The organism is Pseudidiomarina insulisalsae, from assembly GCF_003987065.1.
In the GTDB taxonomy this organism is placed as follows: Bacteria; Pseudomonadota; Gammaproteobacteria; order Enterobacterales; family Alteromonadaceae; genus Pseudidiomarina; species Pseudidiomarina insulisalsae.
Window position 1 is genome coordinate 1 of record NZ_PIPY01000013.1, and the last position, 21,808, is coordinate 21,808.

The following is a 21,808-nucleotide window of genomic DNA, read 5'->3' on the forward strand; positions in this document are numbered from 1 at the left end:
GATCTCGGGGAGCACTTCATCCTACCAATGAGGAGAACCGAACGAATTTATCCACGAGAAGTGCGATCCAAGCAGGTCAAATACCCCGTAAAAAAAATGCCAGTCAGCTCTTAACTGACTGGCATTAGGCTTGATGCCCGGTTTTTTATTTGCGACTCAATCGTTTCTGACTACTTGAGATTCTCTTCAAACAGCTTATAAATACGACGGTATTCATCAAGCCAGCTTGATGGTTGACGGAAGCCATGGGGTTCGACCGGGAAAATGGCCGTCTCAAAGTCTTCCTTCTCGTGCTCAATCAGACGCTGTACCAAGCGCACACTGTCCTGGAAGAACACGTTGTCATCAACCATCGGCGAGTTGATCAGCAAAGCATCCTCAAGGCCTTCAGTGAAGTAGATCGGCGAACTGCGACGGTAAGCGATGGGATCATCTTCCGGCAGGTTAAGGATGTTTGAGGTATAACCGGTATTATAGTGCGCCCAATCTGATACCGGGCGTAACGCCGAACCTGCTTTGAATAACCCGGGCTCTTTAAAGAGCGCCATAAAGGTTAGAAAGCCGCCGTAAGAGCCACCATAAGTGCCCATGCGGTCCGTATCAACATTGGTATTCGCACCGGCCCACGCGACGACGTCGACCAAATCCTCTACTTCAGGTGTTCCCATTTGCCGGTAAATGGCTGTACGCCAGTCACGTCCGTAGCCTTTAGAGCCGCGGTAATCAAGATCGAACACCACGTAGCCCTGCTGGTTCAGGAAGGTATGGAACATAAACTCGCGCTGATAGTTGGACCAGCCCGCGTGCGCGTTCTGCAGATACCCTGCACCGTGAATAAAGACTACTGCCGGATACTTTTCGGCACGATTGGCATCATAATCTTCCGGGTAGTAAACCCGCGTATAAATCGGATCATCCACATGGCTTGACGGTACGGGCACAATCTCAGGAACGGTCCAGTCATAAGCCATAAACGCGTCGGTAACCGTATGGGTAAGGCGTTCTGCACTGGTGTCGCTGGTCAGTTCCTTCCGATACAGCTCGCTGGGCTGCAGAGCGCTGGAGTAACTGAATAAGACTTGCTGACGATCAGGGCTCAGGTCAAAGGATTCGACCATACCATCCATATCGGTCAGCTGCTCTAGCTCAGCATCCTCAAAACCGACCCGGTAAAGCTCGTAAACGCCGGGATGGCTAACGTTGGCAGTAAAGTACAGATGCTGTGTGACCGGATCAGCAACCGGATTTTCCGTCACAAACTTACCGCTGGTGAGCTGACGCTGCGCACCGTTGAGCTCCTTGGTGTACAAATGCGCGTAACCGTCTTCTTCACTCTGGAACCAGATGGTGTCGCTGCTGCCGGGTACGAAGCCAAACTCGTTATGGGTGTAGTTGATCCAGGCATCATCATGCAGACGATGTTGATTCACCAGTTGCTTGCCAGCGAAGTCCAGTGAGGCAATCCAGCGATCTTTATTGTCCCAGGCTTCGAGCATCACCACGGCATTTTCACCTTGATCAGACCAGCGAATTGCGCCATCTCGCCACCCCCAGTCCTGCATCAGTGTGATCGGCCGCGGGCTCGGCTCCGACGTATAGGTTTTCCCCTGCGCCGCATAATTCTCGGCCTTCACTTCTGCCAGGACGTCTTCGTTCCAGCCTGGCAGTGTGTTGTAGGTCAACTGAGTTTGGCTGCCGCTGTTGAGATCGAGCATCAGTAACTGGTGCTCCACCGGCTTAGCATCAGCTACCCGGCGACGGACAGATTCCGCTTCCACGCGACCACTTTCGGCCACATAATTCGGCATAATATCGCCGTCATCACGCCAGCTTTGCGGGCTAGTGATGGCAACAATCATCTTATCACCCGCTGGCGACAGGCTTGCCGCCACTATCTGCTTATTGTCACCCAGGTAGAAAGGTTGCGGTGCCAGTGAGTCGTTCGCCTGTGCTAACTCATCCTGATAGTCAGCGCGATCCTGTCGGTCACGACGCTCTTTTTGGACAAAGTTGATCAGTTCGATTTGCTCACGCTCAATAAAATCTTTAGGTGCGCTTACCGCCTCCGGCTTATTGCGCGTTGCCAGAGCTACCAACTGCTGGGTCATACCGGTTTGCGGATCCACGGCAAAAAAATCATTGCCTTCACGATACGCAATACGGCCGTCATTCAGAAACTTTAACTGCGTCTGGCGCGCCTCATCGCGCGTCAGTTGCATGGTCTTGTCCTGCTGCAGATCGCGGACAAACAGGTTACCTTCAAAGGTATACGCAAGCAGCGTGCGGTCGGCGTTGTAAACGCCGTCGTTGTATGCGTACTGATGTAACTTCGCCAGCGGTACCTGATGCGCCTCAGTTTCATTCAGTGGCAGGTGATACCAGTCGCTGATGACACTGTTCTCGCGTTTTTGCTGATACAAAATACCATTACCATTGACCAGCCAATAGGCTGAACTGGGCGAGCGCGCGACCCAGTCCTGATCGGTCATGATCTGTTTGATGGTGAGCTCGCCAGCTGCCGCGTCAGTCGCGGCTTCAGGTGCAGTCAGTTCAAGTGTTTGTGGCGCCTGTGCCTGAGCACTCTGGGCCGGGCCTGACGGCGCTGTTGCAGCACAGGATGCGGCAACAAACGCGGCAAGCAAAGAAACGGCAAATTTAGTTTTCATTCTGATGCTTCCTCTAATTAAATCATGGCCATTAAAGCAAAATGCCCAGCAACTTACGAGCTGGGCATTGGTGTCATGCGATGAAATTCTGGATTCTTGCGTTCAGGCTTCAGCATCCGGCTGTTCGTCAGGGTGAGCCGCTGCCACAAAGTTAAGTTCCGACAAGCGCTCATTAATCGCGTACAGTAACGGATAGCTTTCCAGATTAATGCCAAAACGCTTCGCGCTGTAGACCTGCGGAACCAGACATACATCTGCCAGTGAGAAGTCGTCACCTACGCAATAGTTACCGGCGACCTCCTCAAGGTTCTTTTCAAACGCCGTAAAGCTTTCTTTAAACCAGTGCTCAAGCCACATTTGCTTTTGATCGTCACTGACGTTCAGCTGCTGTTTCAGGTATTGCTGTACGCGCAGGTTGATCAGTGGCTGCAGCTCACTGGAAAGGTCCAGCGCCAGCGCCCGGATAGCACCGCGTTGCCGTGGCGTGCCCGGTAATAGTGAGCGTTCAGGATACTTTTCTTCCAGATACTCAATGATCGCCAATGACTGGTGCAGAATCACCTGGCCGTCGACGAGCGTGGGTACCAGACCATTTGGATTGAGCTGTCGGTACGCCTGCTGGTGCTGTTGACCGCCCTCTTTCAGCAGATGCACCGGCATATAATTGTATTCAAGTTGTTTGAAATTCAGGGCAATACGTGCCCGGTAACTGGCGCTGGAGCGCCAGTAGCCGTAGAGTTCCATAACCAGACTCCAAATCAGAAAACTTATTCAGGCTTATACTGTACGACTTTTTGGTCGATACTGCCAAAAATGCTGTTTCCTTGCGCGTCCTGCATTTCAATTTTGATGGTGTCACCGAATTGCATAAAGCCGGTGCTCGGCTTACCGTCACGAATGGTTTCAATCATCCGTACCTCAGCAATACAGCTGTAGCCGACGCCGCCTTCACTAATGGCACTACCATGGTCGGTGCCCTGCTTGTTTGACACCGTGCCTGAACCGATAATGGCACCGGCGCTCAAATGCCGGGTCTTGGCCGCGTGGGCAACCAACTGCGCGAAATCGAAGGTCATATCTTCGCCCGCATCTGGCTTACCAAAAGCTTCAGCGTTGAAATAGCTTAACAGTGGCAGGTGTACCTTGTTGTCGCGCCATGCGTCACCTAACTCATCGGGCGTTACGGCAACCGGTGAAAAGGCTGAAGAGGGTTTCGACTGGAAGAAGCCAAAGCCCTTGCCCAATTCATTTGGGATCAGACCGCGCAATGAGACGTCATTAACCAGCATCAGTAAACGGATATATTGACCGGCGTCAGCAGCACTCACGCCCATTGGCACATCATCAGTGATGACCGCGACTTCGCCTTCAAAATCAATACCCCACGAGGTATCGGCCATTTCAATATCATCTCTGGGCCCAAGAAAATCATCTGAGCCGCCCTGATACATCAGGGGATCCGTCCAGAAGCTTGGTGGCATCTCGGCATTACGAGCGCGACGCACCAGCTCGACGTGGTTCACATACGCACTGCCGTCCGCCCACTGATAAGCGCGTGGTAAGGGCGACTCACACAGCGCTTCATCAAAATCCACTGCGTCATCGAGTTCGCCATTATTCAGCGCAGCGTAGACTTTTTCCAGCTCAGGCGAAATGCCCTCCCAGTCATCCAGAACTTCCTGTAAGGTTTCAGCTAATGCCGGAACCGCAACAGCTTTCGTAAGATCACGACTGACCAGCATCAACTGACCATCGCGTGTACCATTTCGATAGGTTGCAAATTTCATAAATTAATGAGCCTTATTTTTCTTTTGCCTGCCAGCTATAAACATAGTCCGGGTTTTCCACGGACTGACATGCGTCACCCATAGTTAACGCATTGCGAGTATCGAGCATCACTGCCACTTCGTCAGTGAATTTCTTTTTATACTCGAGGCCGGCCTGAAATGCTTTCGGATGCGGACCATGGGTAAAGCCCGCAGGGTGAAAGGTCACCATGCCTTTGTCGATGTTGTCGCGACTAAAAAAGTCACCTTCATGGTAAAACAACACCTCATCGTAATCATCGTTATTGTGGTAAAAAGGCACTTTCAGCGCGCCCGGGTCGGACTCGATGGGGCGTGGTACGAAGGTACAGACGACAAAACCGTCCGCAACAAAGGTGGTGTGCGCTGAAGGCGGTAAATGATAGCGGTGACTCATTAACGGCCGGATATCGCGCCAGTTGATGCGTACCGGTGCCAGATCACCGTGCCAGCCCACCGCATCCAACGGATTGAACGGATAGGTAATGCACGCCACCTGATTATGCCGCTTCACCTCAACCCGCCACTCTTCTTCGCTGTACTGTTGCTTGAACGCTTCATCAATATCAGGCGTATCAAGCACCGCCGGATCGAAAATCGCATGATTACCGACCAGGCCTTTTTCCGGTAACTGATAGGCGCTGTTAGTCGCCTCAATCATCACGATTTGCAACGGCTCAAGCGGCTCCAGTCGCCACGACGTGGAACGCGGAATTGAGAAATAGTCGCCTTTTTCAAGGGTGATATGACCATAATCGCAAAACAGCTCAGTGCGCCCTTCATGGATGAACAGCAGCTCGTCACCGTCGGCATTACGCACCAAAAAGTCCATTTTGTCCTGGCAGCGCCAGATGCGGAATTTACACTGGGCATTATGCAACAACAGCGGCACTTCCCACGGTGAGCGGGTGGCATTGTTGCTTAGCTTGTTAAAGTCAAAGTTGCGCGGGCGTAACTCACCTTCCCAATCGCTCCACCCGGTGGGCGCATGGCGATGATGAAAATGCGTAGCCGGGCCAAAAAAACCACTACGCCCGACTTCACGTTCATAGATCGCCTGCTCCGGAAAGTCAGCGTGGGCCTGCTTTGAGGTCACGCCAACCTGTTTCGGAAAGCTGATCCATTTACGCATCGTTTAACACTCCACGACGGATCTGATCTTCTTCGATCGACTCAAACAACGCTTTGAAGTTACCTTCGCCGAAGCCTTCATTGCCTTTACGCTGAATGATTTCGAAGAATACCGGGCCGATAACGGTTTTGGTAAAGATTTGCAGCAAAATGCCATCTTTCATGGGTGCACCGTCGATCAGGATTTGCAGCTCGCGCAGGTCATCAACGTTTTCTTCATGACCCTCAACCCGCTCGTCGATTTTCTCGTAATAAGTATCAGGGGTCGGCATAAAGTCCATGCCAATGTTACGCAGATCACGAACGGTTTTATAAATATTGTCGCTGGTCAGTGCGATATGCTGAATGCCCTCGCCTTTGTACTCACGCAAGTACTCTTCAATCTGTGACTTATCGTCATGTGATTCATTAATTGGAATACGGATTTTGCCACATGGTGCGGTCATGGCGCGGCTCAACAGCCCGGTCAGCTTACCTTCAATGTCAAAATAACGAATTTCACGGAAGTTACCGATGCGCTCATAAAAGCCCGCCCAGGTATCCATATTGCCACGGAATACGTTGTGGGTCAGGTGGTCAACTTCGTACAGGCCCGCGGCGTGTTCACGCATTTTCTCTTCCCAGTTATCGTAGAAGTCGAAGTCCTGCTCATACACGCCCATACCATCGTAGTTATCGATGAAATACAACACGCTCTCGCCGATGCCGTAAACTGCCGGGAACGTCGCCTGGTCACCACTCACCTCACGCTGGAACGGCTTTGCGCCATTTTTCACCGCATGTTCAAAAGCATGCTCGGCATCTTTCACCCGCCAGGCCATACCACAGACGCTGGGGCCATGGTCTTTAGCAAAGGCTTCCGCCTGACCACCGGTCTCGGCGTTCACGATAAAATTGATGTCGTTTTGTTTGTAAAGCCAGACTTCTTTGGTTTTATGTTTTGCTACTTCAGTAAAACCAAGCTTTACGAACAGATCTTTCAGCGCGGCAATGCCTTCCGCATTCGGCGCGGTATACTCGACAAATTCGAAACCGTCGGTTTGTAATGGGTTATAGTTAATATCAGTCATGCTGTTGTCCTCGTGGCTCACGCTGAGCGCTTATGTAATTGTCGCCTATGTTCTACTATGCACGCGGGCGATAAGCCAGCACACGACGGCAGTTAGCGGGCCGCTGCTGGTGAGGAAGTTTTGTAAACTTATTGATACAGATCAAGTTTAGCCGAGGATTTGCGATCGCAGTGTAGCTAAAACCGTACAAGCGCGGCCCAACTCGTAAACTTTGCTTTACTTGGCAGGCACTTTCAACGACTTACGACGCTGCTTGCCAATGCCGTACTCGCGTAACTTATTGGCCACCGCGGTATGGGATAGCCCCAGCTTTTTCGCCAGTTGACGGGTGCTTGGATAGCTGGGATAAAGGCGACGTAAAATAGTAGATTCAAATTTTTTCACTGCTTCCTCAAGACTGCCTTCTTCGAGATCGACGGCGACATTGTCCTGCATGGCCGTCATTTTCGGCAAATGCAGATCACTGACTTCCAGCCGATCGCCCTCAAGCATCGAAATGGAGCGAAACAGTACATTCTCTAATTGCCGGACATTACCAGGCCACTGATACCCCAGCAATAACTCACGGCACTGCGGGGTCAGCAGCACCAGGCTACGGCCGAGACGCTGACAGGCCTGCAGGGTAAAATGGTCCGCCAGAAGCGGAATATCGGATTTGCGCTCACGCAACGGCGGCAATATCAGGGTCAGGACATTCAGCCGATAGTACAAATCTTCACGGAATTCGCCGGCCTCAACCCGATCTAGCAGATCATCATGCGCAGAACAAATCATCCGCACATCGACAGCGACTTCGGCTTCTTCGCCGATGCGACGGAACTTGCCATCCTGAATAAACCTGAGCAATTTAGCCTGCAAGCCATTTGACATTTCTCCGACCGCATCCAGTAACACAGTACCACCATTCGCCTGCTCGAAAATGCCCTTTTTCGCTTCGGTATGCGGACCCAGGCTGCCTTTGCCATGGCCGAATAACTCACTTTCGGCGACATTGTCCGGCAGCGCCGCGCAATTGATCGCTAAAAACGGCTTATCGGCGCGCGGACTGGCCTGATGACAGGCCCGCGCCAGCAACTCTTTGCCAACACCGGTTTCGCCCTGAATCAATAACGGTACATTCAGTTCAGCCATGCGGCGGGCTTCTTTTAACAGTTTGCGCATTGCCGGATGCTCGCCCAACAGCGGCTGAAAAGCGTCATGTTGGCCGGTGCGTTGCCACTGACTACTGAGTGGCTGTGGCTTACAGGTCAGTACAGCGCCAGCAAAGCTGGTCGCGCCATGCTCGTCTTTCACCCAGACCGGCATCAGTTCGGCAAAGTATTTGGCACCATTTACCGTCACCTGAACGGTATGCGGATCGGTCGGTTCGCGTTCCAGCCAGCGCTGCACGTTAAAGCCACTTAACCAATGATTAATAGCAGTACCAGGTAAATGTTGACGCGTGTCGGACAACAACAACACCGCGGCATCATTGGCAATGTCAATGGTGCCGCGAGCGTCCACGGAAAGCACCGGGTCAGGTAACTTGTTCAGCAGTAAGCTGAATTCGAAATGTTCACGCTCAGAAGGCATGAAAGGTACGGTTTTAACGTCTTTCACGTTGGGAATGCGTCGAATCTCCGGCATCAAATGCTGGAAGTCTTTAAATTCCAGCTCCGGGAAATTGAGAAAAATTTTACCTTTCGGATCAACTTCAATGCCGCGCAGGTCGATTTCGCGGTCACGTAAGATCTGTAAAACATCCTGACACAGGCCCAGACGGTCATCACAGGTAATTTCAAGACGCATTGTTACTTCTTATCAATTGCAGGAAATATGTAAACTAAAGTATACACAAAAAAGCCTCTGCCCGTCACTAGGCAGAGGCTTGTTCTTTTCACGATGCGACGCCAATTTATGGCGCCTGCGGCTTACTTAATCCGCATCAACCACGGCATCAGTACGGGCCGCCATAATAAAGTCATTTTTATGCAAACCTTCAATGGCGTGGGTCCACCAGGTGACGGTGACTTTGCCCCACTCAGTGGTCAGCGTAGGATGATGAAACTCTTCTTCCGCGACCTCACCGACACGATTAGTGAATGCCAGTGCCTGTTTAAAGTTTTTAAACTTAAACTCACGCTCCAGCTGCATCACGCCGTCACGCGTAACCGGTGTCCACTCAGGAATTTCGCGCATCAGTTCAGCAAGCTCTTCATCGCTGACCTTCGGAGCTTCAGCATTACAGGCTTCACACTTCTGGTTTTTTAAATCAGACATTTCTTACTCCATGTTGATTAGTATTCTTTTTTAAGCAGCGTTTTTTGGCGGAAACTTGGGTTCAAACAAGCCCAGTTCCATCGCCTCATGCACCAGCGCCATGATATCAAGATCGGCAATTTCAAATAACTTATCGGTACTTTCGATGGTGTAGTAAATCGGCTGCATGATGTCAATGCGATACGGGGTGCGCAACGCGTCCAGCGGTACCAACGGCTTACGCTCAGGCTTATCGCTATGGATCGCATACTCAGTCTCACCCGGCGAGGACAAAATGCCGCCGCCATAAATGCGTAACCCGTCTTTGGTCTGCAACAGCCCAAACTCAACGGTAAACCAATATAGCCGTGCCAGATAAACACGCTCTTTCGGTGTCGCATTCAACCCTAGTTTACCGTACTGGTGAGTAAAGTGGGCAAACGCGGGGTTCGTTAATAGCGGACAATGCCCGAAAATTTCATGAAAAATATCAGGTTCCTGTAAATAGTCGAACTCTTCGCGTGTACGAATAAACGTGGCGACCGGAAATTGTTTGTTTGCCAGCAACTCGAAAAACTTATCGAAGGGAATCAGCGCAGGTACTTGAGCCACCTGCCAGCCGGTCGTCGCCTCCAGCACCGCATTTATTTCGTGCAGCTGCGGAATGCGATCCAGCGGCATGTCGAGTAGCTCAAGCCCGGCCATGTATTCATCACAGGCTTTACCCGGAATATGTTTCAACTGGCGAGCAACCAAATCGCGCCATACCGCGTTCTCCTCGTCACTCCAGTCGATAATGCCATGTTCGTCTGGCTGGCGTGAAACGTATTGGCTTTGTTTACCCATAAGCTAAAGGTTCCCCTTGTTGTTCTGCGGGCTTGGCCGGGTCCGACGCGCTATAAGCAAAACCAATCGCTTGCTCAAGGTCGCGTAAAATATCGTCTACGGCTTCAAGGCCCACTGAGATCCGTACTAAGGTGTCAGAAATGCCCGCCTTAGCGCGCGCTTCAGGCGTATACGGTGAGTGCGTCATTGAAGCCGGATGCTGGATTAATGTCTCAGCATCACCCAAGCTTACCGCTATTGTTATTAATTGTAGTCTATCTAACATGCGTTGTGCGGTGGCCTGATCACCTTGCAGCTCAAAGGCAATAACCGCACCATACCCATGCATCTGTGTTCCCATCAGCTGTTGCGCCGGATGATCCGGCAAGCCCGGGAAGTAAACCCTACGTACTTTCTTATGCCCTACCAGGTAGTCGGCGACCTGCATCGCATTACGACAATGCCGCTCCATACGCACATCCAGTGTCTTCAGTCCACGTAGTATCAACCAGGCATCATGCGGACTCATCGTTGCGCCCATATCTTTGAGCGTGGTCATTTTGATCAGTTCAATATCTTCAGCACTGCCGCAGATGAGTCCCGCGACGACGTCACCGTGACCATTGAGATACTTGGTGGCGCTATGAATGACCAGGTGTGCGCCCTGCTCGCGCGGGCGCTGCAATAACGGCGTCATAAAGGTATTGTCGACAATCACCCGTGCCTGATAACGCTCAGCAATCGCCGCCACTGCGGCAATATCAATGACCTTTAAATGCGGATTGGCCGGGGTTTCAATGAATACCATTTTGGTGTTACTACGCATGGCGGCAGCGACATTATTGGCGTCCGTCATGTCAACAAAGTCGACGCTGATACCGAATTTGGCGAACAAATGCGAGAATAAAGCAAAGCTGCAACCGTAGATGGCGTCGGCGACTACGACATGGTCGCCCTGCTCTAAAAACGCCAGCATCGCTGCCGATACTGCTCCCATACCCGTTGCGGAGGCGGCGCCAGCGGCATAGCCCTCTAACTGAGCAACCCGCACTTCAAGTTCGTTGACGGTGGGATTGCCTAACCGTGAGTAGATGTAGCCTTCCTGTTCGCCGGCAAAACGTGCCGAGCCCTGCGCCGTCGTCTCAAACGAAAACGTCGCAGTCTGATACAAAGGTGCAACCAAAGCGCCGTGCTCGTCCCGGCGTTTTCCGCCGTGGATGGTCACAGTCGCTGGCTGCCATTGCGATGCGTGATTATTATTGTTGCGCATTGGCAGTCGTTCCTCCTGCGTCGACCAGAATGTCGACAATGCAAGAGTGCATGCTGCCTTTGCGCAACGCAACTCGTCAGGTCGACAGAGTTGCGGTTGGAGTGTAACGCAAATTTTCCACTTGCGTCGGTGAATGTCCTAATCAGAGGTTTCTCAGTTCCCGGTCCACCTGGTAGGCATTCGAGGTCACGTAGCGCTCCATTGCCTGCAAGCGTTGCTCCAGTTCGCGAAAGTCTTCGTCAATTTCATGAAAGGCTTTGCGGGGCGGCTCGCCTGCCTGATAAACCCGGGTTTTCAACCCGACCGGCTTATGCTCCTGTGGCTGCGTTTCGCTCTTTTTTTCGTCTAAAATCATCCATGCCGCGATATAAAGAATAACAACAAATCCATGTCCGAAGATAACCGCGGTGACGACAATAATCCGCACTAACCAGGCCTCAATATTGAAGTAGTCCGCGATTCCTGCACAGACTCCGGCTATTTTAGCGTTTGCCTTGTCGCGCAAAAGTTGTTTGCGCGGCTTCTTGTCGTTGTCATAATTCATTTGCGATCCCTCCACGTAGGAGCGTCAGCATCAAGAATTGACTCCAGCGTCTTGATGCGTTCACGCATTTGTTCCGCCTGTTGAGCCAAATGCTGCAGGTTCTGGATTTCTTCCTGCGACAGACCCTGGCTTATCTTGCGCTTGCTACGGTAATGCATGATGACCCAAATAGGTGCCACGAAAATCATGAATAAAATCAGCGGCACTGCAATCATCATTTCTAATACGTCAGCCATAATAAAGGTTCCCTTTGGTCACTTCACTCGTGGCGTACACCCGCGACCTGCGGGTGATGCCATGCGTCGTTTCAATTACTCAGCTTTTTTATCTTTTTTAACGCGTGCTTTCATTGCTTCCAGCTCGTCGTTAATTTTATCTTCGCCTTCCAGTTCAGCAAACTCGTCGCGTAAGGTTTTCTTACCCATATCGTAAGACTCAACCTGCGATTCTAAGTCGTCAATTTTAGCTTCATAACGCTCGAAACGGTGCATTGCATCATCAATTTTTCCGCTATCGATACGCTTTTTCACTTCCAGACGGCTGCTGGCAGCACGTTGGCGCATAATAATTGTCTTCTGACGTGCCTTGGCATCAGCCAGCTTTTCCTGCAATTGGCCGACTTCTTCATTCAGACGGTTCAAATGCTCATTAATGCGCTCGACATCTGTTTCCAGGCTGCTGACGGCTTCGGCTGCCTTGCGTTTTTCTACCAGCGCCAGACGTGCCAGATCATCCCGATCTTTGTTCAGTGCCAGCTCAGCTTTCTTGTCCCACTCGCTGACTTCAGACTGATAGCGCGTCATCTGACGCTCAGTGTCTTTTTTCTCAGCGATGAGACGTGCTGACGTTGAGCGCACCTCAACTAATGTGTCTTCCATTTCCTGAATAATCAGACGCACCATTTTTTCAGGATCTTCTGCCTTATCAAGCAGCGCGTTGATGTTCGAATTTACGATATCAGTAAAACGTGAAAAGATACCCATGTTCGTGTCCTCATCTTGTGATTCGAAACTGTTACTTTACGGTCGATGAAATTAATGCAGATACCGTGCCAACTTTTCAAAACACCGTTAATCCGCTGATTTTTCGCTATTTATCCCGATAAAGCAATTTTTTGTTTGACCCCAGAGCGTTATCAAATACACTAATTATTAGCCAAATTAACCACCGGCATACTTTCTAAGAAAACGACAACAATAATAAAGGGGTTTCTCCCATGGGCCGCTCCAGAGAAGCAGATAATCTGCTCGGCGAAGCTAACAGCTTTTTAGCCGTTTTAGAACAGGTCTCGCAAATCGCACCGCTGAGCAAGCCCGTGCTGATTATCGGTGAACGTGGCACTGGTAAAGAGCTTATCGCCGCGCGCCTGCATTTCCTTTCCCAGCGCTGGGAGCAGAACTACGTCAAACTTAATTGCGCTGCATTAAGTGAAAGTCTGCTTGAAAGTGAGTTATTCGGCCATGAAGCCGGAGCCTTTACTGGTGCCCAAAAACGCCATGAGGGGCGTTTTGAGCGCGCCGATCAAGGGACTTTATTTCTTGACGAGCTGGCGAATACTTCGGCGCTGGTACAGGAAAAAATACTGCGGGTCATCGAATACGGTGAGTTCGAGCGGGTCGGCGGCAACAAAACCGTTACGACTGATGTGCGCTTGATTGCGGCGACCAACGAAGACCTGCCCAGCCTTGCTGAGCAAGGCGAGTTTCGCGCCGACTTACTCGACCGCCTTGCCTTTGATGTTATTACCCTGCCGCCGTTACGAGAGCGCCGCGAGGACATCTTACTGCTGGCCGAAAACTTTGCCATTCAAATGGCGCGCGAGCTCAAGTTCGAGCTGTTCAGTGGCTTTACTGAGCGCGCGAAGCGTTGCTTATTAGATTACGACTGGCCTGGCAATATCCGTGAGTTAAAGAACGTTGTCGAGCGTTCCGTATATCGACTTGGCAGCGGCGCGGTGCCGCTTGACGAAATAATTATTGACCCCTTTGCCAGCCCCTGGCGCCCACAACCAGCAGCACACCGCAATAACACTAGCCCTGCTGAGCAAGCCACCAGCATGCCAGATTCGAGTGAACACGAGGCTTGTGGTCCCACGACTGCGGCTATCGATTTCAGCAACGGCAACATTGATTTCAAAGAAGCCATGGCCGATTACGAGACGGAAGTTTTACAACAGGCGCTGCGCCATGCACAATTTAACCAGAAGAAAACAGCGGAATTGTTAGGTCTGACCTATCATCAACTACGTGGTTATTTAAAAAAATACTCATTATTAGACGGATCCAACGGGTAAATGCGCTTATTTCGAGTCGGTTTGTTTGCATCTGTAGCAGTGACAGGTACGCTGATAGCGTGCAGCCCTGCCAGTGACGAAGTCGCGCCGCTGCGGCAGGGGATTATCTATTGCTCGGAAGGCAACCCCGAGAGCTTCAATCCACAGTTGGGCACATCTGGCACCACCATCGACGCCACCTCAGCACAGCTCTATGACCGCCTGATTGATTACGATGACGAGCAGCAAGCGTTTGTCCCGGCACTAGCGACCCGCTGGCAAGCGATGGATAAGGGTAAGCGCTATCGCTTTACCTTAAGGGACAACGTACAGTTTCATCAGACACCCTGGTTTACCCCCTCCCGCCCGTTGCAGGCGCATGACGTAGCCTTTAGCTTTCGCCGCTGGCTCAATACCGGACACCCTTACCACGAAGTAAATGGCGGTAGTTACCCGTTCTTTACTGCCAGTGGTCTTAATCGCCTCATCGAACAAGTGACGGTCATTGACGATAAAACGGTAGAGTTTCAGTTGAGTCGTAGTGACAGTTCTTTTTTAGCTAATCTAGCCACTGACTTCGCAGTCATTTTATCTGCCGAGTATGGCGCTGAACTGCTTTCCCGGGGCACACCGGAGCAACTGGATAAGCAGCCCATTGGCACCGGTCCTTTTGTCTTCGAAGAGTTTCGCAAAGACCTGATTATTCGTTATCACCGCCATGAGAATTATTGGCGCGAGGCGCCGGAAATCGAACAGTTGGTGTATTCAATCACCCCCAATGCGAATAAGCGCATGTTAAAGCTGTTAACCGGCGAATGTGATGTGATCCCTTATCCGCTGGTTGAAGAGCTTGCTTTGCTTGATACCGGTGACGATATTCAGATCTCCAGTACGGTCAACCCTAATATCGCGTTCTGGGCGTTTAATACTGACCATCCGCCGTTCGATAACGTCCTGGTGCGCCGGGCAATGGCGCATGCCATCAACCGGCCTGCCATTATTCAGACCATCTACAACGGTAACGCACGCCTAGCGACAGGTGTGTTGCCGGAGACCTCCTGGGCCTATAGCCCGGTTGATTTAACCTACGGCTATGATCCGCAGCGGGCGCGTGAGTTATTGACCGAAGCCGGACTTGCGGAAGGTTTTAGTTTTGATATCTGGGCCATGCCGGTACAACGCGCCTATAACCCGAACGCACAAAAAATGGCTGAGCTGATTCAGTCCGATCTGGCACATATCGGCGTGCAGGCCAATATTGTCAGTTATGAGTGGAACGCCTTTCGCCGCCGTCTGGCCCGTGATGAACACGACAGTGTGTTAATCGGCTGGATTGCAGATAATGCCGACCCGGACAACTTTTTCCGGCCACTGTTAAGTTGCGCGGCGGTCAATGTTGGCACCAATCGGGCGAACTGGTGTGTGCCTGAATTCGATGACTTACTCATTCGTGCCATTACTGAGAACAAAACCGAGACCCGAAAGAAGCTTTATCATGAAGCGGAGAACTGGATCTACCGCGAGGTCCCGCTCGTCCCAATTGCGAACTCCATGCGTTTTCAGGCATCGCGCAGTGACATTCATGGCGTTGAGGTACCGGCTTATGGCGGCGTGAGCTTTCGTCAGGCCTATCGCAGTGACGGAGCGCAGCCATGATCCGCTACAGCTTAAGGCGCTTAACCCTATTATTAGTGACCTTATGGTTGCTAACGGTTTTCCTGTTCGCGTTGAATTACTTTTTCCCCGGCGACGCCCTGACCAATATGACCGGTGTACGCTCCGCCGATGCGCTGCATTACCAGCGCCTGGTAGCCGAGCGCAACTTTGACGGATCGATTTTCGCGCAGTACCTGGCATTTCTGAGTCACTTCATGACCGGTGACTGGGGGCAATCGCTCACCACCCAACGTGATGTATTTAATGAATTATTGCCGTTATTCGGGGCGACGCTTGAGCTTAGCTTGTTGGCCATGATTCTTGCCCTGGTCATTGGTGCCCCATTAGGTTTGTACGCCGCAGGTCAACAACGGGGCACTATGGACCGGGTAATTATGGGCGTCTCGCTCAGTGCCTACTCCATTCCCGTCTTTTGGTTAGCGCAGCTATTTATTTTGTTTTTTGCCGTCAAACTGGGCTGGACCCCCATTTCCGGACAGATTAATCCGTTATTTGATATTGAAGTGCGGAGTGGCGCGATTATTGCGGACATTTTACTCAGCGACTCGTCCTACAAAAGCGCGGCGCTGGCCGATGCCATCAATCATCTGTGGTTGCCAGTTATTGTACTGGCCATTATGCCGGCTACTATGTTGATGCGGATCACCCGCAACAGTATGCTTGACGTATTGCAACAAAACTTCATTCGCGCGGCCCGGGCCCGCGGCCTTAGTGAGGCCCGGATTTTATTACGCCATGCCCTTCCTAACGCCATGCAACCTGTGGTGCGCCAACTTGGCCTGATGTTCAGCGTGCTGATGAGCAATATTATTGTCACCGAAGTGATTTTTAACTGGCCCGGCATCGGTGGCTGGCTGGTCAAAAGTATTTACGAGCGTGATTATCCGGTAATGCAAGGCGGATTGTTTGCTATTGCGGCGATTATTTTGTTAGTTAACGTGGCTGTTGAACTCTTCCATGCCTGGCGCTATCCGCAAGTGCGCAAGGAGTTGTATGCCGAACACTAATATTTATTTTCAACAACGCGAGCCCTCGCCGCTCAGACAGATCTGGCTGCACATGAATGCCAATCCGTTTGCCGTGGCTGCGTTTTATTTTCTGGCGGTAGCCATCGTAATGATGTTGTTATCGCCCTGGATTACACCGTTCAATCCAGACAGCCAGTTTGCGGACGCCATTCTTCAGCCACCAAGCTGGGACGATCAGGGCGAGATCCGCTACCTGTTCGGTACTGACGATTTAGGCCGCGATATACTCTCACGCATTATTGCGGGTTCGGTTTATAGCTTGGGCTATCCGCTCGTCGCAGTACTTTTTGCGGCATTGATCGGCGTCAGCATCGGCGCCTGGGCAGGTATGTCACGTGGTGTTCAGTCCTCAACTCTGAACCATCTGCTAGACGTTATTTTATCTATTCCATCGTTGCTCCTGGCGTTGGTGATCATTGCTATTCTCGGGCCGTCGTTAGTTAATGTAATGTTTGCTATTACGCTGGTGCTAATCCCGCAGTTCATCCATGTGGTCCATAACGCAATCTACGATGAGCGCTATAAAGAGTATGTTACCGCATCGCGCTTGAATGGCGTGACCCGATGGTACATGCTGACCCGGGTTATTTTTCCGAACATTACCAGCGTGCTAGTTATGCAGACGACATTTGCCTTATCCACCGCCATTCTTGATATTGCCGCGCTGGGCTTCCTGGGCCTGGGGGTACAGGCTCCCGCGCCGGAGTGGGGTACCATGCTGGCGCGCAGTCTTGATCAGGTTTATCTGTCGCCCTGGATGATGGTATTACCCGGTTTAGCGCTGTTTCTCACCATTCTCTCAATTAATGTGCTGGGTGACAGTATCCGCGCCGCAATTGCTGAGCGAGTACGCAACTCATGAGTGCCATTCTTGATATTCGTAACCTCTCCATTGAGCTGGCAACCGACAACGGCCCGGTACGGGTACTCGATCGTTTTAACCTGCAACTGGCAGAAGGCGAAATTCATACCCTGGTGGGTGAGTCAGGTTCAGGTAAAAGTCTGCTTGCCAAGGCCATTCTCGGATTCATTAATCCGCGCTGGAAGATCACGGCAGACAGACTGTGGTGGCGACATTATGACTTACTGGCACTGAACGCGTCACAAAGGCGTATTGTCACCGGGCGCGATATGGCGATGATTTTTCAGGATCCGAGCACCTATCTTGACCCGAACGATAAAGTCGGCGCTCAGTTACGCGAGAGTATCCCTGTGGGTGATCTTAGCGGTATTTACCTGAAACGCCGCGCCGACCGCCAGACCCGTGCCGAACGCTTATTGCACCGGGTTGGCATAAAAGATACCGATGATGTGATGGAGCGCTATCCACACGAATTGTCTGAGGGATTAGCGCAGAAAATTAGTATTGCCATGGCTATCGCCCACAATCCTAAGTTATTGATTGCCGATGAGCCAACTACTGCAATGGAGCCCAATACACGGGGTCAGATCTACCGCCTGCTGGCCAAGTTAAGTGGCAGCCAGGGCATGTCGATTCTGATGATTACCCAGGATCTGACCGCGGTCATCCCCGAAAGCCAACGCATCAGCCTTATCTACTGCGGTCAGTTAATGGAAACGGGGCCGACCGAAGAAGTGATGCAAAAGCCCTATCACCCGTATACAGATGCGATGCTTAGCATGAGTCTGTTTAATCAGGAAACCGCTCCGAAGACCCGTTTGCCGACCTTGTCCGGCGCTATTCCAACGCTACAGCATATGCCGATTGGCTGCCGCCTCGGCCCGCGTTGTCCCTACGCGCGCAGTGCCTGTATTCACGAGCCTGGCTTAACCAAACGCGGCCAGGTAGAGTTCGCCTGCTTCTTCCCGTTGCGGGAGGAGGATGACCATGAGTAAGTTACTCGAGGTTCACGAAGTCAGTAAGTATTACGTTCATAAAGATGGCTGGATGCCGGGCAAACCTGTGTGTGCGCTCGAGCCTGTGAGTTTCAGTCTGGAGCGTGGCGAGACCCTGGCGATTATGGGGGAAACCGGCTCTGGCAAATCGACCATCGCCAAGATTATTGCCGGTGCGGAGCGCCCCTCCTCGGGCGATATTTTTCTCAATGGCCAAAGCCTGACACGTATGAGTGACCGGCAACGCTGTCGTCACGTGCGGATGATTTTTCAGGACAGCTTACGCTCGCTTAATCCGCAGATTACCGTTGGTAAGCAACTCTGTGAGCCGTTGATATTCAATACTGACCTGAATTACCCGCAACAAAAGGAACGCGTGCACCAGGTGCTGAGTCAGGTCGGTCTGTTGCCTGACCACTACGATTTTTATCCGCATATGCTTTCCAGCGGACAACAACAACGGGTCGCCATCGCCCGCGCTATTGTGCTCGAACCACAAATTGTCGTCGCCGATGAAGCCTTTGTGGCACTCGACCCATCGATTAGAGCTCAAATCATTAATTTGATCCTCGATCTTCAGGAAGATATGGGCATTTCGTTTATTTTCGTTTCTCATTCGGCGGAGATCGTGAAACACGTTTCAGACAAGATATTGATAATGCATCGTGGTAAAATGATTGAGTTTGGTACAACGAAGGCACTCATAAATCACCCTGAGGAGCAGCTAACCAAAACCCTGCTGCACTCAGAACATAAATATAAAGTGCCGTTACATTCAACAACGAAGGAGTGAAGCTTTGGAAACAGGTACGCTTATATCATTAGCGCTCTATTTCATAGCAATGCTGGGGATTGGTCTGTACGCTTATAAAAAATCGACGGATGATGTTTCAGGATATATGCTCGGTGGCCGCCGCTTAGGCCCTGGCGTGACCGCATTATCTGCCGGCGCGTCTGACATGAGTGGCTGGATGCTGATGGGTTTACCCGGAGCTATCTATGTCTCTGGTGTCTCACAGTTATGGATCGCGGTCGGTCTGGTGATCGGCGCTTATCTTAACTACATCATTGTCGCACCGCGACTACGTATGTATACCGAAGTCGCTAACGATTCGATTACCATTCCTGATTATTTCGCCAACCGGTTTAATGACAAAGCGCGTTTATTACGCGTTTTTTCGTCAGTGGTTATTATTATCTTCTTTACCCTTTATACCTCTGCCAGTCTGGTTGCCGGCGGTAAGCTATTCGCCAGCTCTGCGTTCGGCTTAGAGTACAGCCTTGGGTTATGGGTGACCGCCGGCGTCGTCTGCGCCTATACCTTATTTGGTGGCTTCCTGGCGGTTAGCATGACGGACTTCGTGCAGGGTTGCATTATGTTTGTCGCGTTGGTGTTGGTGCCTGTTGTTGCCATCTTTGACTTAGGCGGTATGGCTTCAGTGACCGAGCAGGTACGTGCAATTAACCCCGACTTCCTGCGTTTTTTCCGCGATGGCGCAATTGCTGATCCCATGCTGAACCAGTTGTCATTCCTCGGAATTATCTCATTGCTGGCCTGGGGTCTGGGCTATTTTGGTCAACCGCATATTATTGTGCGTTTCATGGCCATCCGCTCAGTGAAGGATATTAAGACGGCCCGTCGTATCGGTATTTCGTGGATGACGGTTTCAATTATCGGCGCCATGGTCACCGGTTTTGTCGGTATTGCTTATGTTGTTGAAACGAGAATGACGCTGGCCGACCCTGAAACCATCTTTATTATTTTCTCGCAATTCCTGTTCCACCCGTTAATTGCCGGTTTCCTGCTGGCAGCGATCCTTGCTGCTATCATGAGTACCATTTCGTCGCAATTGCTGGTGACCTCAAGCTCACTGACCGAAGACTTTTACAAAGCCTTCCTGCGTCATGACGCGAGTGAAAAAGAACTGGTATTGGTAGGTCGAATTTCAGTACTGATCGTTTCTCTGGTCGCCATTGCGCTGGCCTGGAACCCGGAAAATACCATTTTAGGCCTGGTGGCTAATGCCTGGGCAGGCTTTGGTGCAGCGTTTGGTCCTGTCATTATTCTGAGCCTGTTCTGGAAGCGCATGAACCGTCATGGTGCCCTTGCAGGTATGGTGACCGGTGCCGCAACGGTATTGTTCTGGATTTACGTGCCAGTGATTGAAGGGCAACCGTTAAGCAGTTATGTCTATGAAATTATTCCAGGGTTTATTGTCTGTACTCTGGCAGTGTTAGTGGTCAGTTCAATGACTGCGAAGCCTGATACTGAACTGCGTGATACTTTTGATGAAATGGAACGCAAGCTTGAACAAGCTTAAGCGTTGAAGCGTCGAAGCATTGGAGCGTTAAAACAAAACCGCAACCTGAAAAGGTTGCGGTTTTTTTATAGGCTCTGGCGTTCGGTGTAGAGTTCTAACTCACTTAAAATGTAGTCTTTCATGCGCATAGTGGTCTCGTAGCCAATATCAATGGCCTCGTTACCACGTTCAAACTCAAGCAGGCCAATATGGCCAAGTTTCGGTTGCACCAGAATATCTGGCGGATCACCGGCAATACGACCTTTAGTGATACGTTCCTGCATAATATCAATCGCCCCGGCCATTACACCCAGCATGCCGGGCGCTTTATGCGACGGACCACTAAATTTGTCGCGCACGCTCTCCCAATACTGCCCGCTGGTGCTCAGAAAGTTTTTAAAAAAGCCCTCTTCGGCCTTACCGTTCGCCTGTTTCAGCAAATCACTGGTTTCATTGGCCTCGCCGGTGTCGACCGCGGTAGTGCTGGTCTTCGGTACCGCCTGAATATCCGCCTGTGGCTCAGGCTGTGGCGGAATATGCTTACCGCGCGCCTGAATGGCGGCCGCGTTCAACTGGGAGTTAAGATGTACTGCAATCACAAAGTCTGCGCCCAGTGCCTTACATAACGAGACCGGTACCGGGTTTACCAGCCCGCCATCGACCAGCCAGCGGCCATTATGCGAGGTAGGCGCCAGCAGCCCTGGCATGGCACAGGACGAGTGCGCGGCATGATAGATATCGCCTTCGCGCAGCCAAACCTCACGGCCAGTATAAAGGTCGGTAGCAACTGCGCCATAGATGATATCAAGGTGTTCAATTTCAACGGCACCGAAGCGCTCGCGGGCGTGGCTGAATACTTTTTCGCCCTGGATAATGCCGCCATGGCTGAAACCAAAATCGAGCAAGTTGAAAACCTGCCAGCGGCCCATGTCCCGCACCCACTCTTCGAGTTCATTGATACGTCCGGAAACAAAACCGGCCCCCACAAGGGAGCCGATTGATGTACCTGCAACGATATTGACTTCAATACCCATTTCCTGCAGAGCTTTAATTACGCCTATATGGGACCATCCCCTCGCTGCACCAGAGCCTAGTGCGAGAGCAACTTTTACAGAACTCATCGCG

20 protein-coding genes are annotated in these 21,808 nt (G+C 51.4%); 7 read left to right on the forward strand and 13 right to left on the reverse strand.

Annotation, left to right across the window (positions count from 1 at the left end):
• Window positions 1-170: 170 nt before the first annotated feature.
• From CWI71_RS11140 to pspA, 12 genes are all read right to left on the reverse strand, one after another.
• Window positions 171-2,666 (reverse strand): S9 family peptidase, encoded by a 2,496-nt coding sequence (locus tag CWI71_RS11140; RefSeq protein ID WP_126755347.1) that lies wholly within the window; start codon window positions 2,664-2,666, stop codon window positions 171-173.
• A gap of 102 nt (window positions 2,667-2,768) precedes the next feature.
• Complete coding sequence (gene maiA / locus CWI71_RS11145) at window positions 2,769-3,410, reverse strand: maleylacetoacetate isomerase (RefSeq protein ID WP_126755348.1); 642 nt, start codon at window positions 3,408-3,410, stop codon at window positions 2,769-2,771.
• A 23-nt stretch (window positions 3,411-3,433) separates the two neighbouring features.
• Window positions 3,434-4,453: a fumarylacetoacetate hydrolase family protein gene (locus tag CWI71_RS11150; RefSeq protein WP_126755349.1), complete on the reverse strand. Its 1,020-nt coding sequence runs from the start codon at window positions 4,451-4,453 to the stop codon at window positions 3,434-3,436.
• Between the two features lie 13 nt (window positions 4,454-4,466).
• Window positions 4,467-5,603, reverse strand: a complete 1,137-nt coding sequence (locus CWI71_RS11155; protein WP_126755350.1) for a homogentisate 1,2-dioxygenase — start codon at window positions 5,601-5,603, stop codon at window positions 4,467-4,469.
• Window positions 5,596-6,672 carry a 4-hydroxyphenylpyruvate dioxygenase gene (hppD, locus tag CWI71_RS11160; protein ID WP_126755351.1) on the reverse strand — a complete coding sequence of 359 codons (1,077 nt, stop codon included), beginning with the start codon at window positions 6,670-6,672 and terminating at the stop codon, window positions 5,596-5,598. The genes CWI71_RS11155 and hppD overlap by 8 nt, the downstream gene beginning before the upstream one ends.
• Before the next feature lie 216 nt (window positions 6,673-6,888).
• Window positions 6,889-8,460 carry a transcriptional regulator TyrR gene (gene tyrR, locus CWI71_RS11165; protein ID WP_126755352.1) on the reverse strand — a complete coding sequence of 524 codons (1,572 nt, stop codon included), beginning with the start codon at window positions 8,458-8,460 and terminating at the stop codon, window positions 6,889-6,891.
• A gap of 126 nt (window positions 8,461-8,586) precedes the next feature.
• On the reverse strand, window positions 8,587-8,931 hold the full coding sequence (locus tag CWI71_RS11170) for a 4a-hydroxytetrahydrobiopterin dehydratase (RefSeq protein WP_126755353.1): 345 nt from the start codon (window positions 8,929-8,931) through the stop codon (window positions 8,587-8,589).
• A 30-nt stretch (window positions 8,932-8,961) separates the two neighbouring features.
• The gene (phhA, locus tag CWI71_RS11175; RefSeq protein WP_126755354.1) at window positions 8,962-9,756 is read right to left on the reverse strand and encodes a phenylalanine 4-monooxygenase; all 795 of its coding nucleotides are present in this window, start codon (window positions 9,754-9,756) and stop codon (window positions 8,962-8,964) included.
• Window positions 9,749-11,005: a trans-sulfuration enzyme family protein gene (locus CWI71_RS11180; protein ID WP_126755355.1), complete on the reverse strand. Its 1,257-nt coding sequence runs from the start codon at window positions 11,003-11,005 to the stop codon at window positions 9,749-9,751. Before CWI71_RS11180 ends, phhA begins: the two co-directional genes overlap by 8 nt.
• A 142-nt stretch (window positions 11,006-11,147) precedes the next feature.
• Window positions 11,148-11,549, reverse strand: coding sequence for an envelope stress response membrane protein PspC (gene pspC, locus CWI71_RS11185; RefSeq protein WP_126755356.1), 402 nt, complete (start codon window positions 11,547-11,549; stop codon window positions 11,148-11,150).
• A complete protein-coding gene (pspB, locus tag CWI71_RS11190; RefSeq protein ID WP_126755357.1) occupies window positions 11,546-11,785 on the reverse strand; it encodes an envelope stress response membrane protein PspB in 240 nt (79 codons plus the stop codon). The genes pspC and pspB overlap by 4 nt, the downstream gene beginning before the upstream one ends.
• A gap of 75 nt (window positions 11,786-11,860) precedes the next feature.
• Window positions 11,861-12,532 (reverse strand): phage shock protein PspA, encoded by a 672-nt coding sequence (gene pspA / locus CWI71_RS11195; RefSeq protein ID WP_126755358.1) that lies wholly within the window; start codon window positions 12,530-12,532, stop codon window positions 11,861-11,863.
• A gap of 233 nt (window positions 12,533-12,765) precedes the next feature.
• On the opposite strand from pspA, the gene pspF reads away from it, so the two are divergent.
• The 7 genes from pspF to putP are packed head-to-tail and all read left to right on the forward strand — an operon-like array spanning window position 12,766 to window position 20,704.
• The gene (pspF, locus tag CWI71_RS11200) at window positions 12,766-13,842 is read left to right on the forward strand and encodes a phage shock protein operon transcriptional activator (protein WP_126755359.1); all 1,077 of its coding nucleotides are present in this window, start codon (window positions 12,766-12,768) and stop codon (window positions 13,840-13,842) included.
• Window positions 13,843-15,477, forward strand: a complete 1,635-nt coding sequence (locus CWI71_RS11205; protein WP_126755360.1) for an ABC transporter substrate-binding protein — start codon at window positions 13,843-13,845, stop codon at window positions 15,475-15,477.
• Entirely contained in the window at window positions 15,474-16,505 is a 1,032-nt protein-coding gene (locus CWI71_RS11210) for an ABC transporter permease (protein ID WP_126755361.1), read from the forward strand. The genes CWI71_RS11205 and CWI71_RS11210 overlap by 4 nt, the downstream gene beginning before the upstream one ends.
• The gene (locus CWI71_RS11215; protein ID WP_126755362.1) at window positions 16,492-17,388 is read left to right on the forward strand and encodes an ABC transporter permease subunit; all 897 of its coding nucleotides are present in this window, start codon (window positions 16,492-16,494) and stop codon (window positions 17,386-17,388) included. The genes CWI71_RS11210 and CWI71_RS11215 overlap by 14 nt, the downstream gene beginning before the upstream one ends.
• Window positions 17,385-18,383, forward strand: a complete 999-nt coding sequence (locus CWI71_RS11220; protein WP_126755363.1) for an oligopeptide/dipeptide ABC transporter ATP-binding protein — start codon at window positions 17,385-17,387, stop codon at window positions 18,381-18,383. The genes CWI71_RS11215 and CWI71_RS11220 overlap by 4 nt, the downstream gene beginning before the upstream one ends.
• Window positions 18,376-19,176, forward strand: a complete 801-nt coding sequence (locus CWI71_RS11225; protein WP_126755364.1) for an ATP-binding cassette domain-containing protein — start codon at window positions 18,376-18,378, stop codon at window positions 19,174-19,176. The genes CWI71_RS11220 and CWI71_RS11225 overlap by 8 nt, the downstream gene beginning before the upstream one ends.
• Window positions 19,177-19,180: 4 nt before the next feature.
• The gene (gene putP / locus CWI71_RS11230; protein WP_126755365.1) at window positions 19,181-20,704 is read left to right on the forward strand and encodes a sodium/proline symporter PutP; all 1,524 of its coding nucleotides are present in this window, start codon (window positions 19,181-19,183) and stop codon (window positions 20,702-20,704) included.
• Between the two features lie 65 nt (window positions 20,705-20,769).
• Here the strand turns inward: putP and CWI71_RS11235 are convergent, their stop codons facing one another.
• Window positions 20,770-21,804: a patatin-like phospholipase family protein gene (locus tag CWI71_RS11235; protein ID WP_126755366.1), complete on the reverse strand. Its 1,035-nt coding sequence runs from the start codon at window positions 21,802-21,804 to the stop codon at window positions 20,770-20,772.
• Window positions 21,805-21,808: the final 4 nt, after the last annotated feature.

Coding starts and splice junctions, on each gene's coding strand:
- CWI71_RS11140 (WP_126755347.1), bottom strand. CDS start 2,666: ATGAAAACTAAATTTGCCGTTTCTTTGCTTGCCGCGTTTGTTGCCGCA.
- maiA (WP_126755348.1), bottom strand. CDS start 3,410: ATGGAACTCTACGGCTACTGGCGCTCCAGCGCCAGTTACCGGGCACGT.
- CWI71_RS11150 (WP_126755349.1), bottom strand. CDS start 4,453: ATGAAATTTGCAACCTATCGAAATGGTACACGCGATGGTCAGTTGATG.
- CWI71_RS11155 (WP_126755350.1), bottom strand. CDS start 5,603: ATGCGTAAATGGATCAGCTTTCCGAAACAGGTTGGCGTGACCTCAAAG.
- hppD (WP_126755351.1), bottom strand. CDS start 6,672: ATGACTGATATTAACTATAACCCATTACAAACCGACGGTTTCGAATTT.
- tyrR (WP_126755352.1), bottom strand. CDS start 8,460: ATGCGTCTTGAAATTACCTGTGATGACCGTCTGGGCCTGTGTCAGGAT.
- CWI71_RS11170 (WP_126755353.1), bottom strand. CDS start 8,931: ATGTCTGATTTAAAAAACCAGAAGTGTGAAGCCTGTAATGCTGAAGCT.
- phhA (WP_126755354.1), bottom strand. CDS start 9,756: ATGGGTAAACAAAGCCAATACGTTTCACGCCAGCCAGACGAACATGGC.
- CWI71_RS11180 (WP_126755355.1), bottom strand. CDS start 11,005: ATGCGCAACAATAATAATCACGCATCGCAATGGCAGCCAGCGACTGTG.
- pspC (WP_126755356.1), bottom strand. CDS start 11,549: ATGAATTATGACAACGACAAGAAGCCGCGCAAACAACTTTTGCGCGAC.
- pspB (WP_126755357.1), bottom strand. CDS start 11,785: ATGGCTGACGTATTAGAAATGATGATTGCAGTGCCGCTGATTTTATTC.
- pspA (WP_126755358.1), bottom strand. CDS start 12,532: ATGGGTATCTTTTCACGTTTTACTGATATCGTAAATTCGAACATCAAC.
- pspF (WP_126755359.1), top strand. CDS start 12,766: ATGGGCCGCTCCAGAGAAGCAGATAATCTGCTCGGCGAAGCTAACAGC.
- CWI71_RS11205 (WP_126755360.1), top strand. CDS start 13,843: ATGCGCTTATTTCGAGTCGGTTTGTTTGCATCTGTAGCAGTGACAGGT.
- CWI71_RS11210 (WP_126755361.1), top strand. CDS start 15,474: ATGATCCGCTACAGCTTAAGGCGCTTAACCCTATTATTAGTGACCTTA.
- CWI71_RS11215 (WP_126755362.1), top strand. CDS start 16,492: ATGCCGAACACTAATATTTATTTTCAACAACGCGAGCCCTCGCCGCTC.
- CWI71_RS11220 (WP_126755363.1), top strand. CDS start 17,385: ATGAGTGCCATTCTTGATATTCGTAACCTCTCCATTGAGCTGGCAACC.
- CWI71_RS11225 (WP_126755364.1), top strand. CDS start 18,376: ATGAGTAAGTTACTCGAGGTTCACGAAGTCAGTAAGTATTACGTTCAT.
- CWI71_RS11235 (WP_126755366.1), bottom strand. CDS start 21,804: ATGAGTTCTGTAAAAGTTGCTCTCGCACTAGGCTCTGGTGCAGCGAGG.